Here is a 13,731-nt window from a genome sequence, read left to right as displayed (position 1 = left end):
GGAGATATGTTAATTTGTTTGAAAATGAACGAATTCCCTCAAAAACCGTATCATGAATAGGAGGCTACAAATTGGATTATAAAACTCTACGCAAAAACTATAGACTCTATATTAGATCTGCAGGCTTGTTAGCAATGCTTCTGATCTTTTGCATTGGATTAGTGGTCAGGGATAATCTTCTTCAGACTGCTGGCGTTTTATTGGTTATTGCATGCTTGATTTTATTCATCCAATTGCTCAAGAAAAGCTACACCAACAAGTGCAACACCTTGCTCCATGTAGACTTAGATTTAGCTTTTTGGCAGCAATACCTTCAGTTGAACAAGAATGTGAAAAAAGCTATTTCACAGATAGATATTAAGCTGACATCGGTTGCCTATTCTTTTATGATGGGAGATTTTGATACTGTCATAAAAGAATCTAGGGAAGCACTTAGTCAGACGGATTATTCGCAGAAATATAAGAATTTTTTTGAGAGTTATCTTATTCGCTCGATCGTGCTGACAGATACTGATTTGTCTAGGGAAGAGCTGGAGGATCGGTTGAATGAATTGACTATCACAGACCCTACACTAGCTGAGAAAACAAAAAAAGTCTGTCTCGCTCTTTATGATTTAACCATTGCACACCAAAGCAATGACTATTTCGAAGATTTAAGCAATGATTTCAAGTACCAGCAGTTGGAAATTATCTACTACCAAGCCTTGAATGCTACTCTTAAAGGTGATCAGCACAGAGCCAATGATCTCTTTCACAAGTTAATCTCAGAAGATGAGTCACTCTATATCGTTCGAAAGGCTAAGCAATACTTGAAGGATGAAGGCAGGCATCTGTAAATCCTCCGATCAAAATAGAGATTAATTGAAAGAGCCTGAAAAAACACAAGGAGTTATTGGAGAATGAATAAGAATTTTAACGAGATGTCATTTGATGAATTGAAATGCTACCGTAGGGAAGGTCTATGGGGATCTTTGGGCTTATTACTGGTCATTATTTTGGTGATTACGGGCATGGTCCTGATGGAAGTGAACCATGTTTCTCCATCTAATCAGAATCGTTTTCGGGTTATTGGTTTGACAACGGTCATTGCGCTCTTTGGCTACCTGATGCCTCTGATGGCAGCTAATCGTGTCATGCGAGATCATCCGGATTGGGTCAAGAAATCAGGTATTCGAGCGAAAATTCCCTTGCCGATGGCTTGGCATGTCAAGAGACTTTGCGTCCTTGGAGCGAGTTTATTGGTAATTGGAGTAGGATTTGCTTCGTCATTCAAACCACAAGTCCAGCAGACAAATTTACAAGATCAAATTGATATGATTCAAACGGATCATGACTTGGAAAGAGAGCAAAAAGTCGACCAAGTTCTAGATACCATCACACCGGAGGATAAAAAATCTGAGTAAGAACCATTTTGGAATTTGAACATCATTGAATATCGTTCTAAACAGCTCTAAAGAACAGTGCCCACTCGGTGCTGTTTTTCTGCTTTCTGCTACAAATTTGTGGAAGAGATTTTACTAGAGAACTAGCTTGGAAATGTGATATAATAAAGGTTATGGCAAACAATAATCAATCAAAAAAAACACGGTCGACGAGACGACTGTCCAAAGCAGAATTAGAAAGAAAAAAAGCGATTCATCGCATGATTGCGACCATTCTCATTAGTCTGGTTTTAGTCTTTGCAGCCTTGAAATTGGGGGCAGTAGGGGTCTTGGCCTACAACTTAATCCGACTCTTTGTTGGGAGTTTGGCTTACTTGGCTATTTTAGCGACCTTTTTCTACCTCTATGCCTTTAAATGGCTGGACAAACACGAAGGGGTTATTTCAGGATTCCTAAGCTTCTTTGCTGGGGTTCTCTTGATGTTTCAGGCCTTCTTTGTATCCTCCCTTCATTTAGACAATAATGGAATCAAGGTCACCTTTTCAAGAATCATGGCAGACTTGATTCATCTGCGAGTGGAGAGTTTTGCCGGTGGTGGTATGATCGGTGCCCTTCTTTATGCTCCGATTTCCTTCCTCTTTTCAAATATTGGCTCTTATTTTATTGGCCTTCTCTTTATTGGATTGGGGATTCTCTTGATGAGTCCCTACTCCATCTATGATTTGTTTGAAAAGGGATCGGAAGCCTTCCACGCTTCTATGGAAAAACGCAAAGAACGTCGCGAGCAGAAATTCCTTGAAAAAGAAGCGAGAGCTGCCGAGGAAGCTGCTGCAGCTGAACGAGAGCAAGAAGAAGCAAGTGCAGTTCTTACAACTCCCCTTTCAATGGAAGGGCATCCTGTAGACCCTGAAACGGGAGAGGTGCTGGCGGCGGAAGAGCCGTTCACAGAGACCTTCCCAGAAGCCGAAATTTTCGCACCAGCAACACCAGAGATCTACCTGCCAGATGAAGAATGGCCTGAAGAGCCTGAAGCATACGAAGAGCTTCCGGAAGCCGAAGAATTCGAGGACGATGGGGAAGAAGTTCAAGTGGATTTCACACCTAAGGAACTCCTCCAGTACAAACTTCCAACCATTGATCTCTTCGCACCTGACAAGCCGAAAAATCAATCCAAAGAGAAAAATATCGTTCGTCAGAATATCCGCATTTTGGAAGAGACCTTTGCAAGCTTCAATATCAAGGCGACAGTGGAGCGGGCAGAAATCGGTCCTTCTGTCACTAAGTATGAGGTCAAGCCAGCTGTCGGTGTGCGGGTCAACCGCATCTCCAATCTAGCAGATGATTTGGCCTTGGCACTAGCAGCCAAGGATGTGCGGATTGAAGCACCGATTCCAGGGAAGTCTCTGGTCGGGATTGAAGTGCCCAACTCAGAGATTGCGACTGTTTCCTTCCGTGAATTGTGGGAGCAGTCCAAAACAGACCCAGCTAAACTCCTTGAGATTCCTCTTGGGAAGGCTGTAGATGGCTCGGCACGAACCTTTGATTTGGCTCGGATGCCCCACCTCTTGGTAGCGGGTTCTACTGGATCTGGTAAGTCAGTAGCGGTCAATGGGATTATTTCGAGTATCTTGATGAAGGCCCGTCCGGACGAAGTCAAGTTTATGATGGTCGATCCTAAGATGGTGGAGCTTTCTGTCTACAATGATATTCCTCACCTTTTGATCCCAGTGGTGACCAACCCACGCAAGGCCAGTCGAGCCCTGCAGAAGGTCGTTGATGAGATGGAAAATCGCTATGAGCTCTTCTCGAAAGTGGGTGCTCGTAATATTGCTGGCTTTAATGCCAAGGTGGCTGAGTACAATGCCCAGTCTGAGATGAAGCAAGTGCCCCTTCCATTGATCGTGGTCATTGTCGATGAGCTGGCAGACTTGATGATGGTCGCAAGTAAAGAAGTGGAAGATGCCATTATCCGCCTTGGACAAAAGGCGCGTGCGGCGGGGATCCACATGATCCTTGCGACTCAACGGCCATCGGTTGACGTTATCTCAGGTTTGATCAAGGCCAATGTGCCTTCCCGTGTCGCTTTTGCGGTATCATCTGGAACCGACTCACGGACCATCTTGGATGAAAATGGCGCAGAGAAATTGCTCGGTCGTGGGGACATGCTCTTTAAACCGATCGATGAAAATCATCCAATCCGTCTACAAGGATCCTTTATCTCAGATGACGATGTGGAGCAGATTGTCAACTTTGTCAAAGAGCAGGCAGAAGCTGATTATGATGATGCCTTTGATCCAGGCGAAGTATCGGAGTCGGACTTTGACGGAGGCATGGGTGGCTTAGACGAAGGTGATCCTCTCTTTGAAGAGGCCAAAACGCTCGTCATCGAGACCCAAAAAGCCAGTGCTTCAATGATCCAGCGCCGCTTATCGGTTGGTTTTAACCGGGCGACTCGCCTCATGGAAGAGTTGGAAGCAGCGGGTGTGATTGGACCAGCTGAAGGGACCAAGCCTCGAAAAGTATTGCAACAATCATAAGGATAGGGAAAAAGGGCATATGCCCCACTCCCTTTTCTTTTTATAGAAAATAGAAAGTAGGACCAGATGAAGTTAGACACGATTCATCATATTGCCATCATTGGACGGGATCGCGACGCCATGTTGCATTTTTATGTGGACCAGTTGGGCTTTGCGATTGTCAGTGAGTATGACCGTCCCGAACGCAGAGATATCTTGATCAATCTCCGCCAAGGGGAGTTGACTTTAGAACTCTTTATCAAACCGACGGCCCCAGAACGGCCTAAGCTCCCCTTGCCCGAGCATGCGGGACTGCGTCATCTGGCCTTTAAAGTGGACGATGTAGAGACCTATCTAGCTAGATTGGATCAGCTAGGTATTGAGAATACAGGCCTTCGCTATGATGATTTTGATGGCAAGAAGATGGCATTTTTCTTCGATCCAGAAGGATTGCCCTTGGAAATACATGAGTGAGGAAAGCAATGGTTAGATTAGAAGGACTCAGTCAGGAAGAAGTAGCGAAAAAGATCCAAGAGGGCAAGCAAAATAAGGTCACGATTAAGACAGAAAAAAGTATTGGGCAGATCATTCGAGACAATGTCTTTACTTACTTTAATCTGATTTTCCTGGTCTTGGCGGTCTTGCTGGTAGCAGTGAAATCTTGGAACAATCTCTTGTTTGTCCCGATTGTGGTGGTCAACTCCTTAGTTGGAATTGTGCAGGAAGTCCGCTCTAGACGGATCTTACGTCAGATGCAATTTCTACACATGAGTGAGGCGATCGCTCTTCGCGAAGGCAAAGAAGTCGCTCTACCTATCGATCAGCTGGTGGAGGGCGATCTAGTTCGCTTTCAAGCTGGAGACCAGATCTATGCGGATGGGGTCTTGCTGGAGGGCGAGCTAAAAGTCGATGAATCTCAATTGACAGGTGAAGCTGATGAGGTCAAAAAAGGAGCGCAAGATGCGCTCATGTCAGGTAGCTTTGTGATTGCTGGTCAAGGGCTGGCACGATTGGAAAAAGTGGGGAATGACTCCTACATCAACCAATTGAGCTTGGAAGCCAAGCAGGTCAAGTCCCATGAGGAGTCTGATATGGTTCATGCAGTTAACCGCATCGTAGGGATCATTGGTCTCCTTATCATTCCGCTAGGTTCCCTCCTTTTTCTTCGGAGCTATATCAGCCTAGGTGACAGCCTTAAGCTCAGTGTGACTTCAACAGTCGGAGCCTTGATCGGGATGATTCCAGAAGGTTTGTACCTCTTGATGACCTTGGCGCTGGCTCTTGGTGCTGTCAGATTGGCCAAGGAAAAGGTTCTGCTCAATAGCATGAAGGGGATTGAGACCTTATCGCGCGTGGATGTCCTTTGTGTCGATAAGACAGGGACTATTACAGAGCCTGGTATGGAAGTGACAGAGATTCGTCCGGCAAAAGACGCTCAAGAATTGGAAGCTCTAGCTCAGTATGTAGAAGCTAGTATGGATCAAAACGATACCATGGATGCGATCCGAAAATTCAACAAGATGCCAGTCAGCCGTCCTTGGAAGCCTCTTGAAATACTGCCCTTTACGTCCAAGAAAAAGTATGGGGCCATTGCCTTTGAATCGGGGATCTATGTATTAGGCGCTCCAGAATTTGTTTTAAGAGAAGGTTTTTCAGAGGTTGAAGAGGAGATTGCTTCTGCTACGCAGGCAGGTAATCGGGTCTTGGCCTTTGGAAAATATAGGGGAGAAAACCTTAGAGAGACGTTAGAGGCTCCTGTAGATTTGGTAGCCTGGATTATTCTCTCCAATCCTTTGAGAAAAAATGCCAAAGAAACCTTCGCCTACTTTAAAGAACAAGGTGTAACCATTAAGGTCATTTCAGGGGACAACCCTGCTACCGTCTCAGCTATTGCACAAAAAGCAGGAATTGAAGGAGCTGAAGATCTGATCGATGCCAGAACCTTGCAGACGGAAGAAGACTTGCACCAAGCGGCGAGTCAGTATACAGTCTTTGGTCGGGTGACCCCAGAGCAAAAGAAAAGCCTTGTAGAAGGCTTGCAGGCAAAAGGACACAAGGTCGCTATGACCGGAGATGGTGTCAACGATATTTTAGCCTTAAAAACAGCGGATTGTAGTATTGCGATGGAATCTGGAAATGATGCGACCAAAAAGATGGCACAAGTGGTCTTACTGGATTCCGACTTTGGGAAGATGCCGTCTATCGTAGCAGAAGGTCGGCGGGTGGTCAATAACATTCAACGATCAGCTAGTCTCTTTTTGATCAAGAATATCTTCTCCATTTTGTTGGCTATCTCAGTAACGCTTTTGGCCTTTACCTATCCCATCATGCCGTCGCAGATGTCTTTGATCAGTGGTTTTACAATTGGGATTCCAGGATTCTTCCTAGCGCTTGAGCCCAATAGCGAGCGCATCAAAGGACGCTTTATCGAAACGGTCTTTAAAAATGCACTGCCTGCTGCCTTGACGGATTTTATACTGATCTTTAGTCTGGTACTGTTCTCTTCAGCATTTGGCATGAGGTCGGAAGAACTCTCGAGTGCAGCTATCTGCTTGATGGCCTTCGTCGGCTTTACCATCATCTACCAAGAATCCCAGCCTCTCAATCACTACAAGAGACTGGTTCTCCTAGGAAATATCCTAGCTTTTCTGGTTTCAAGCAGTATCCTAGGGAAATTCTTTAACATGAGCCCCTTGAGGCTTCAAACGTTACTTATTTGTGCCGTCATGGCAGTTCTTTCTCTCTTCTTGATTCAATTCTTCAAGAAGTTAGTAGGCTGGCTCTTTCATCGGAAAAAACAAAAGAAAAGAGCAAAACAGATAAAATAGTTTCGATTGGATGACGATATTCTTACTGTTCAGTTAGTTCTAGAAAATAGGCATCCCATTCTTGTGCTTCGGATTTTGAAAGCAACAATGAAACCGAATGGATCACATCATTATGGAGAGATCTCCCTTGCTTTGGATCTTCCCAAATACTTTGATAGATAGCCTTTAATTCTAGTAAGTATAATTCTTGAAATGCAAAATAGTTAGGGAAATGTTTTTCAAATAGAAGTGTTAGCAGTTGTTTGCTAGCACTTTTTTCTTTTCTACTGATTAAGACAGATACTAAATTTAAAATCGTATCAATTTTGATTCGATCTAGATTGTTCTTAAGTTTGTCCGGTGTATTTTCCAAAATTGTATCCGTAAAGAGAACAATAGCCTCAGTTGTGAAATAGGAGACCACACTTCCCATTAACCCAATGTCAAGATTGGTCCAATAATCTAATGAAAAAAAGTAATCCGTCAGTTCATTTATTGCCTGCTGTGAAACGGTTTTGTGCTGTTTTTCTGCAATGATAATCTCTAAAACGAGGGAGAGGATGTGGTAAATGTATTGATGCTTTGAGATCGCTAATTCTTGCAAATCATTTTTTATTTGAAGAAGTGATGGCCAATCCGAGTTTTCCATTGCTTCATCCATTCGTTTTTTCAAGGTTAAAAACTCAGCACTATGGAAATCACTCCAATCAAAGATCTCATTAATCTCCACAATCATGTACCCCAATAATTGAAGCAATATATCATTGGATAGATTGGTTTTCCCATTTTCAAAATCAGAAATACTCGAAGCAGAACCAGCGATATTCCCAAGTTCTCTTAAGGAGATTTTTCTTTGTTTTCGAATCAATTTAAATTTTTCTCTAATGTCCATTTGTTCGGATTTCCGTAATTTTTTATATACTATTTTTTTATATTATATACTATATCTATAAAAAGGGAAAGGAGAAAAATAAGATGCAAGTCATTCTAAAAAGTTTATCTAAATGGAAATTGATGTTATATGTTCTATTTGCTGTCTTGTATTCACTTCAAGGACTTTTGTTATCGCTTATTATTCAGTTTGCAGGTGAGATTAATCCGCGAGATAAGGGCGCTTTACTTGTCTTTGGTATAGGAGGAATTGCTCTATTTGTATTGATCTATGCATGTATGTATATCGATAATCTTCTAGTTCGATCGATCATCAAAGAATTCAACATATTGATCTCAGAGAAAACTTTAACCTACTTTCATCTAAAAAAATTAGAGTATACAGAGGCAGAGTTAAACTCATTTTTAACACAGGATATTCCGATGTTTTGGCAAGAATTTTTGACTCCTATGCTCATTTATCCAGTATTTGGCTTATCCATTCTAGCATCTATAGTCTATCTCATCATGCAGAACTTTTTTATTGGTTTTCTCTTTACAATAGGTGGTTTCTTGATGATCATTCCTCAGTTTGTATTTAACAAACTCCTACAAAAACGTGGGGAAGAGCTAAGTAAGGCAAGAAAGAAAAGTTTATCAAGTATCACCGATTTCAGCAAAGGAATTCAAACCATCCAAAGCAATCAAGCCGGAACTGAATTTTCTCAACATGTTCTGAAAGAAATTAGTGAAACGGAGCATCAACAATATACCTACTATACAACACACAATTTAGTCATGTTTTGGACGGGTCCTTTAAAAGGATTAGGACTGATTGCCCCCTTGTTAACGGGTTTATTGCTTCTTCCTTCTACGACCCTGTCTCTGACAACACTCATCGCAATGATGACGGCTTCTATGAATCTAATCTCACCTTTGCAACAATTATTAGAAATGACCTCTAATTTGCAAGGATCAACGGTCGTCAAAAAGAAAGTTGTGTCGATTTTGAAAATGCCTGAAGTAAATGAGACGACAACCATCTTAGAACCTTTGGCAGAAAAGCTCAGTATTCAGATCGATGATTTAACGAAGACATTTGGAGATCATTTGATCTTTAGAAATACAAACCTGACGATTGTTGCTTGTCAGAAAGTACTGCTCACGGGTGCCAGTGGCAGTGGTAAAACTTCCCTGTTTCACTTATTATGTGGAGAAGATAATGAGTTTGGTGGAAAAATCGAATTGATAGGTGGAAAAGGGAAATCTTACTGTCCTTCTTATGACATGGTCAATTTAATCCATCAAAAACCCTATCTATTCAAGGGGACTGTAAAAGAAAATTTGACCCTATTTCAGGAGTTTTCAGATGACCAACTTCAAAAAGCTTTAGAAGCTGTTCATCTTTGGGATGAATTGGCTGGCGATTTAGAGTACCAAGTAGATCCACAGAATTTATCTGGAGGACAAATGATGAAACTAGAAATCGCACGGTGTATTCTCCGACCAAAACCCATTTTATTAGCCGATGAGGTGACAGCAGCTTTGGATGAAATAAATGCAAGAGAAATTCGAAAAATATTGGCTCATCAAAAGTGTACCTTGATAGAAATAGCTCATAAATACCAAGAAGAAGATTATGATTCTATTTATCAAATTATCGACCATAAAATTGTAAAAATGAATCATTAACAAAGGCAAATACGTCCTAGTTCATTCAAATCAACGTATTTTGTCAAAAAAAGATACCACCTTGAGATGAAGGAAGATGGTATCTTTTTGAGCATTAGATAAACAAACTAGCGGTTAGGATCAGATAGAGCAAGAAGGTCACCAGAAATCCAGCGCGCCAGAAGTATTTGATAAATTTCGGATAATAAAAGCTTTTTTTCTTTTTTAAGAAATAAATCGTTAGCCCCAAGGCTAAAATCGAAAGGCTTAAAGCTAGCAGCGGTAAGAGGCTGTGATAAAAGGCGCTGTCTGAGATCAGGTAGTACTCTAGGGCAAATAAAGGAAAGGCAATATCTGTGGATCGCCATCCTCTTTTTTGGAGTTTAAAGAGGTGAACAATGATGCCGCTCAGAATCAGCGTTAAAAAAATAAATAATACAGAAGCAACTTTGATTAACATAGCTTCATTCTATCATAAAACGAAAAAAAAGTTTACTATATTTTAATTTTTTCTTGCAAAAAATGAGAAATCGTGTATAATAGAAAGGTATGCACAAAGCATACTTGTGGGAGGTAAAAATCTGTAATTACCGCCAAAACCACAAAGGAGGATTTAAGAAATGGCTAAAAAAGTCGAAAAACTTGTAAAATTGCAAATCCCTGCTGGTAAAGCTACTCCAGCTCCACCGGTTGGTCCAGCGCTTGGTCAAGCAGGTATCAACATCATGGGATTCACTAAAGAGTTTAACGCTCGTACAGCTGATCAAGCTGGTATGATCATCCCAGTTGTCATCACTGTTTATGAAGACAAATCATTCGATTTCGTTACAAAAACACCACCAGCTGCTGTTCTTTTGAAAAAAGCTGCAGGTGTTGAAAAAGGTTCAGGTACACCGAACAAAACGAAAGTTGCAACTGTAACTCGTGCACAAGTACAACAAATCGCTGAAACTAAGATGCCAGATTTGAACGCTGCAAACATTGAGTCTGCAATGCGTATGATCGAAGGTACTGCTCGTTCTATGGGATTCACTGTTACTGACTAATTGTAACAATCCTATTTGCCCGCAATACACTTGATCAAATGACGAGTGACGTGGGAGATGAAAATCGATATGACCACATTACAAGGAGAAAGATAAAATGGCTAAAAAAAGCAAACAACTTCGTGCTGCTCTTGAAAAAATCGACAGCACAAAAGTCTACAGCGTAGAAGAAGCTGTAGCTCTTGCAAAAGAAACTAACTTTGCAAAATTTGACGCAACTGTAGAAGTTGCATACAACTTGAACATCGACGTGAAAAAAGCTGACCAACAAATCCGTGGTGCAATGGTATTGCCAAACGGAACTGGTAAAACAGCTCGCGTACTTGTATTTGCACGTGGTGCAAAAGCTGAAGAAGCAAAAGCTGCTGGTGCAGACTTCGTAGGTGAAGATGACCTTGTTGCGAAAATCAACGATGGTTGGTTGGACTTCGACGTAGTTATCGCTACACCTGACATGATGGCTCTTGTTGGACGTCTTGGACGTGTCCTTGGACCTCGTAACTTGATGCCAAACCCTAAAACTGGTACAGTAACAATGGATGTTGCGAAAGCAGTTGAAGAGTCTAAAGGTGGTAAAATCACTTACCGTGCTGATAAAGCAGGTATCGTTCAAGCGATCATCGGTAAAGTTTCATTCGATGATACTAAATTGGTTGAAAACTTTAAAGCTTTCAACGACACAATCCAAAAAGCAAAACCAGCTACAGCTAAAGGTACTTACGTAACTAGCTTGACTTTGACTACAACTCAAGGTCCTGGTATCAAAGTGGATGTTAACTCACTTTAATTGAAATGAAAAGCTGCCTTCGGGTAGCTTTTTTTGTACGCCATTTTTATTTGCTACAGTTGGTAAAACTAATCGGATGGAAAAAAGAAAATTTTGATGGATATGACTATATAAAAAACGTAATTTATGGTAAAATAATACAGATCAAAAAAGGAGAGAGAAAATGGTAGAACCTAAGTATAAACGTATCTTAATCAAGCTATCTGGTGAGGCTCTTGCCGGCGAACGTGGTGTCGGAATCGATATCAAAACTGTCCAAAATATGGCCCAAGAAATCAAGGAAGTTCACGAGCTTGGAATTGAAATTGCCTTGGTGATTGGAGGGGGAAACCTTTGGCGTGGAGAACCTGCTGCTGAAGCAGGGATGGATCGTGTCCAAGCAGACTACACAGGTATGCTCGGTACTGTCATGAACGCTCTTGTTATGGCTGATTCGCTTCAACAAGTTGGCGTGGATACCCGTGTTCAAACTGCGATTGCTATGCAACAAGTTGCAGAACCATATATCCGTGGTCGTGCCCTTCGTCACCTTGAAAAAGATCGGATCGTGATCTTTGGTGCAGGGATCGGTTCTCCTTACTTCTCAACAGATACGACCGCAGCCCTTCGTGCAGCTGAGATTGAAGCAGATGCCATTCTCATGGCCAAAAATGGGGTCGATGGTGTTTACAATGCCGATCCGAAAAAAGATGCTTCAGCTGTGAAATTTGAGGAATTGACTCACCGTGATGTGATCAACAAAGGTCTTCGCATCATGGACTCAACAGCCTCTACTCTCTCCATGGACAACGACATTGACTTGGTTGTCTTTAATATGAATGAACCAGGCAATATCAAACGCGTTGTCTTTGGTGAAAATATCGGTACAACCGTATCGAATAACGTAGAAAAATAATAGAAAATAGAGGAAGATTATGGCAAACCCAATCGTAGAAAAAGCAAAAGAAAGAATGACCCAGTCTCACCAAAGTTTGGGACGTGAATTTGGTAGCATCCGTGCTGGACGTGCAAATGCAAGTCTTTTGGATCGTATTTTCGTAGAATACTACGGAGTAGAGACTCCTTTGAACCAATTGGCATCTATCACTATTCCAGAAGCGCGTGTCTTGTTGATCACACCATTTGATAAATCATCTTTGAAAGACATCGAGCACAGCATCAATGCTTCTGACCTTGGTATCACTCCAGCCAACGATGGATCTGTTATCCGCTTGGTTATCCCAGCTTTGACAGAAGAAACTCGTCGTGACTTGGCAAAAGAAGTGAAAAAAGTGGGTGAAAATGCTAAAGTAGCGATCCGTAACATCCGTCGCGATGCTATGGATGAAGCGAAGAAACAAGAAAAAGCAAAAGAAATCACAGAAGATGAATTGAAAGGTCTTGAAAAAGAGATCCAAAAAGTTACGGATGACGCTGTCAAGCATGTAGATGAAATGACAGCTCACAAAGAAAAAGAATTGATGGAAGTTTAATCCATCCCAACCACTACAGGAAAGAAAGACTCAGTTGGCACTGCTGGCTGGGTTTTATTTCCATTATTCTTGTGAAGAGGCAAGAGGAAAGAAGGAAACATGAATACGAATCTAGCAAGCTACATCATGGGAATGGTCATCGATGAAAATGATCACTTCTATTTTGTTCAAAAAGATGGCCAGACCTACGCGCTTGATAAAGCAGAAGGACCACACCAAGTCGGAGAAAGTGTCAAGGGCTTTGCCTATACAGATATGAAGCAAAAGCTCCGACTCACGACGCTTGAAGTCACTGCGACTCAAGAAAGCTTTGGCTGGGGAACGGTCACGGAAGTGCGCAAGGATTTGGGAGTCTTCGTGGATACAGGACTTCCAGATAAGCAGATTGTTGTCTCACTAGATATCCTACCGGAGATCAAAGATCTATGGCCTAAAAAGGGCGATCGTCTCTATATTCGCTTAGAAGTTGATAAGAAAGATCGTATTTGGGGGATCTTGGCCTATCAGGAAGATTTCCAGCGTTTGGCTCGTCCAGCTTACAACAATATGCAAAACCAAAACTGGCCAGCCATTGTCTACCGCTTGAAATTGTCTGGGACTTTTGTCTATCTCCCAGAGAACAATATGCTGGGCTTTATCCATCCAAGTGAGCGCTATGCAGAACCACGCTTGGGACAAGTCCTAGATGCCCGGGTTATTGGATTCCGTGAGGTAGATCGGACCTTGAACTTGTCGCTGAAGCCACGCTCCTTTGAAATGTTGGAAAACGATGCCCAAATGATTTTGACCTATTTGGAAGCTAATGGAGGCTTTATGACCTTGAATGATAAGTCATCGCCAGAAGAGATCAAGGCAACTTTTGGGATTTCAAAAGGGCAGTTCAAAAAGGCTTTGGGTGGGCTGATGAAGGCCAAAAAAATCAAGCAAGACCAGTTTGGAACAGAATTGATCTAAGAGGAGACGTATGCGTAAATCGTTTTATACTTGGCTGATGACGGAGCGCAATCCTAAAAGCAATGCTCCTAAGGCCATACTAGCGGATCTTGCATTTCATGAGTCCGCTTTTCCCAAGCATACAGATGACTTCGACGAAGTCAGCCGCTATCTAGAAGAGCATGCCAGCTTTTCCTTTAATCTTGGCGATTTTGATGCGATTTGGGAAGAATACCAAGCCCACTAG

General features: G+C 42.1%; 13 protein-coding genes and 2 pseudogenes. 13 read left to right on the top strand and 2 right to left on the bottom strand.

Going from position 1 to position 13,731, the window contains the following annotated elements:
* Positions 1-71: 71 nt before the first annotated feature.
* From K1I56_RS02590 to K1I56_RS02570, 6 genes and pseudogenes are all read left to right on the top strand, one after another.
* Positions 72-836 carry a hypothetical protein gene (locus K1I56_RS02590; RefSeq protein WP_182280159.1) on the top strand — a complete coding sequence of 255 codons (765 nt, stop codon included), beginning with the start codon at positions 72-74 and terminating at the stop codon, positions 834-836.
* A 63-nt stretch (positions 837-899) separates the two neighbouring features.
* On the top strand, positions 900-1,403 hold the full coding sequence (locus K1I56_RS02585) for a hypothetical protein (protein WP_118227925.1): 504 nt from the start codon (positions 900-902) through the stop codon (positions 1,401-1,403).
* 152 nt (positions 1,404-1,555) lie between these two features.
* A pseudogene (locus tag K1I56_RS10015) lies at positions 1,556-2,312 on the top strand (DNA translocase FtsK); the annotation flags it as partial.
* 152 nt (positions 2,313-2,464) lie between these two features.
* Positions 2,465-3,919: pseudogene (locus tag K1I56_RS10010) on the top strand (DNA translocase FtsK); the annotation flags it as partial.
* A gap of 66 nt (positions 3,920-3,985) precedes the next feature.
* A complete protein-coding gene (gene gloA2, locus K1I56_RS02575; protein WP_155167469.1) occupies positions 3,986-4,372 on the top strand; it encodes an SMU1112c/YaeR family gloxylase I-like metalloprotein in 387 nt (128 codons plus the stop codon).
* 8 nt (positions 4,373-4,380) lie between these two features.
* The gene (locus K1I56_RS02570) at positions 4,381-6,726 is read left to right on the top strand and encodes an HAD-IC family P-type ATPase (RefSeq protein WP_223325143.1); all 2,346 of its coding nucleotides are present in this window, start codon (positions 4,381-4,383) and stop codon (positions 6,724-6,726) included.
* Between the two features lie 22 nt (positions 6,727-6,748).
* Here the strand turns inward: K1I56_RS02570 and K1I56_RS02565 are convergent, their stop codons facing one another.
* Positions 6,749-7,597: a helix-turn-helix domain-containing protein gene (locus K1I56_RS02565; RefSeq protein WP_223325140.1), complete on the bottom strand. Its 849-nt coding sequence runs from the start codon at positions 7,595-7,597 to the stop codon at positions 6,749-6,751.
* 83 nt (positions 7,598-7,680) lie between these two features.
* Here K1I56_RS02565 and K1I56_RS02560 point away from each other — a divergent pair, with 83 nt between their 5' ends.
* Positions 7,681-9,267 (top strand): ATP-binding cassette domain-containing protein, encoded by a 1,587-nt coding sequence (locus tag K1I56_RS02560; protein WP_223325133.1) that lies wholly within the window; start codon positions 7,681-7,683, stop codon positions 9,265-9,267.
* 94 nt (positions 9,268-9,361) lie between these two features.
* Here K1I56_RS02560 and K1I56_RS02555 read toward each other — a convergent pair whose 3' ends face one another.
* Positions 9,362-9,706 carry a DUF3397 family protein gene (locus tag K1I56_RS02555; protein ID WP_223325131.1) on the bottom strand — a complete coding sequence of 115 codons (345 nt, stop codon included), beginning with the start codon at positions 9,704-9,706 and terminating at the stop codon, positions 9,362-9,364.
* A 160-nt stretch (positions 9,707-9,866) separates the two neighbouring features.
* On the opposite strand from K1I56_RS02555, the gene rplK reads away from it, so the two are divergent.
* The 6 genes from rplK to K1I56_RS02525 all read left to right on the top strand — a co-directional run bounded on the left by rplK (position 9,867) and on the right by K1I56_RS02525 (position 13,731).
* Positions 9,867-10,292 (top strand): 50S ribosomal protein L11, encoded by a 426-nt coding sequence (rplK, locus tag K1I56_RS02550; RefSeq protein WP_003005369.1) that lies wholly within the window; start codon positions 9,867-9,869, stop codon positions 10,290-10,292.
* Positions 10,293-10,389: 97 nt separating this feature from the next.
* Positions 10,390-11,079 carry a 50S ribosomal protein L1 gene (rplA, locus tag K1I56_RS02545; protein WP_003005355.1) on the top strand — a complete coding sequence of 230 codons (690 nt, stop codon included), beginning with the start codon at positions 10,390-10,392 and terminating at the stop codon, positions 11,077-11,079.
* Positions 11,080-11,242: 163 nt separating this feature from the next.
* Positions 11,243-11,974, top strand: coding sequence for a UMP kinase (gene pyrH / locus K1I56_RS02540; RefSeq protein ID WP_003005706.1), 732 nt, complete (start codon positions 11,243-11,245; stop codon positions 11,972-11,974).
* Between the two features lie 19 nt (positions 11,975-11,993).
* Positions 11,994-12,551, top strand: a complete 558-nt coding sequence (frr, locus tag K1I56_RS02535) for a ribosome recycling factor (protein WP_003005165.1) — start codon at positions 11,994-11,996, stop codon at positions 12,549-12,551.
* A 99-nt stretch (positions 12,552-12,650) separates the two neighbouring features.
* Positions 12,651-13,505, top strand: a complete 855-nt coding sequence (gene cvfB, locus K1I56_RS02530) for an RNA-binding virulence regulatory protein CvfB (protein ID WP_013903940.1) — start codon at positions 12,651-12,653, stop codon at positions 13,503-13,505.
* 10 nt (positions 13,506-13,515) lie between these two features.
* Positions 13,516-13,731, top strand: coding sequence for a YozE family protein (locus K1I56_RS02525; protein ID WP_003005127.1), 216 nt, complete (start codon positions 13,516-13,518; stop codon positions 13,729-13,731).

Source organism: Streptococcus parasanguinis (assembly GCF_019929185.1).
Lineage (GTDB): Bacteria > Bacillota > Bacilli > Lactobacillales > Streptococcaceae > Streptococcus > Streptococcus parasanguinis_O.
The sequence above is the reverse complement of the archived record's forward strand: the minus strand, read 5'-3'. Positions and strand labels throughout refer to the sequence as shown.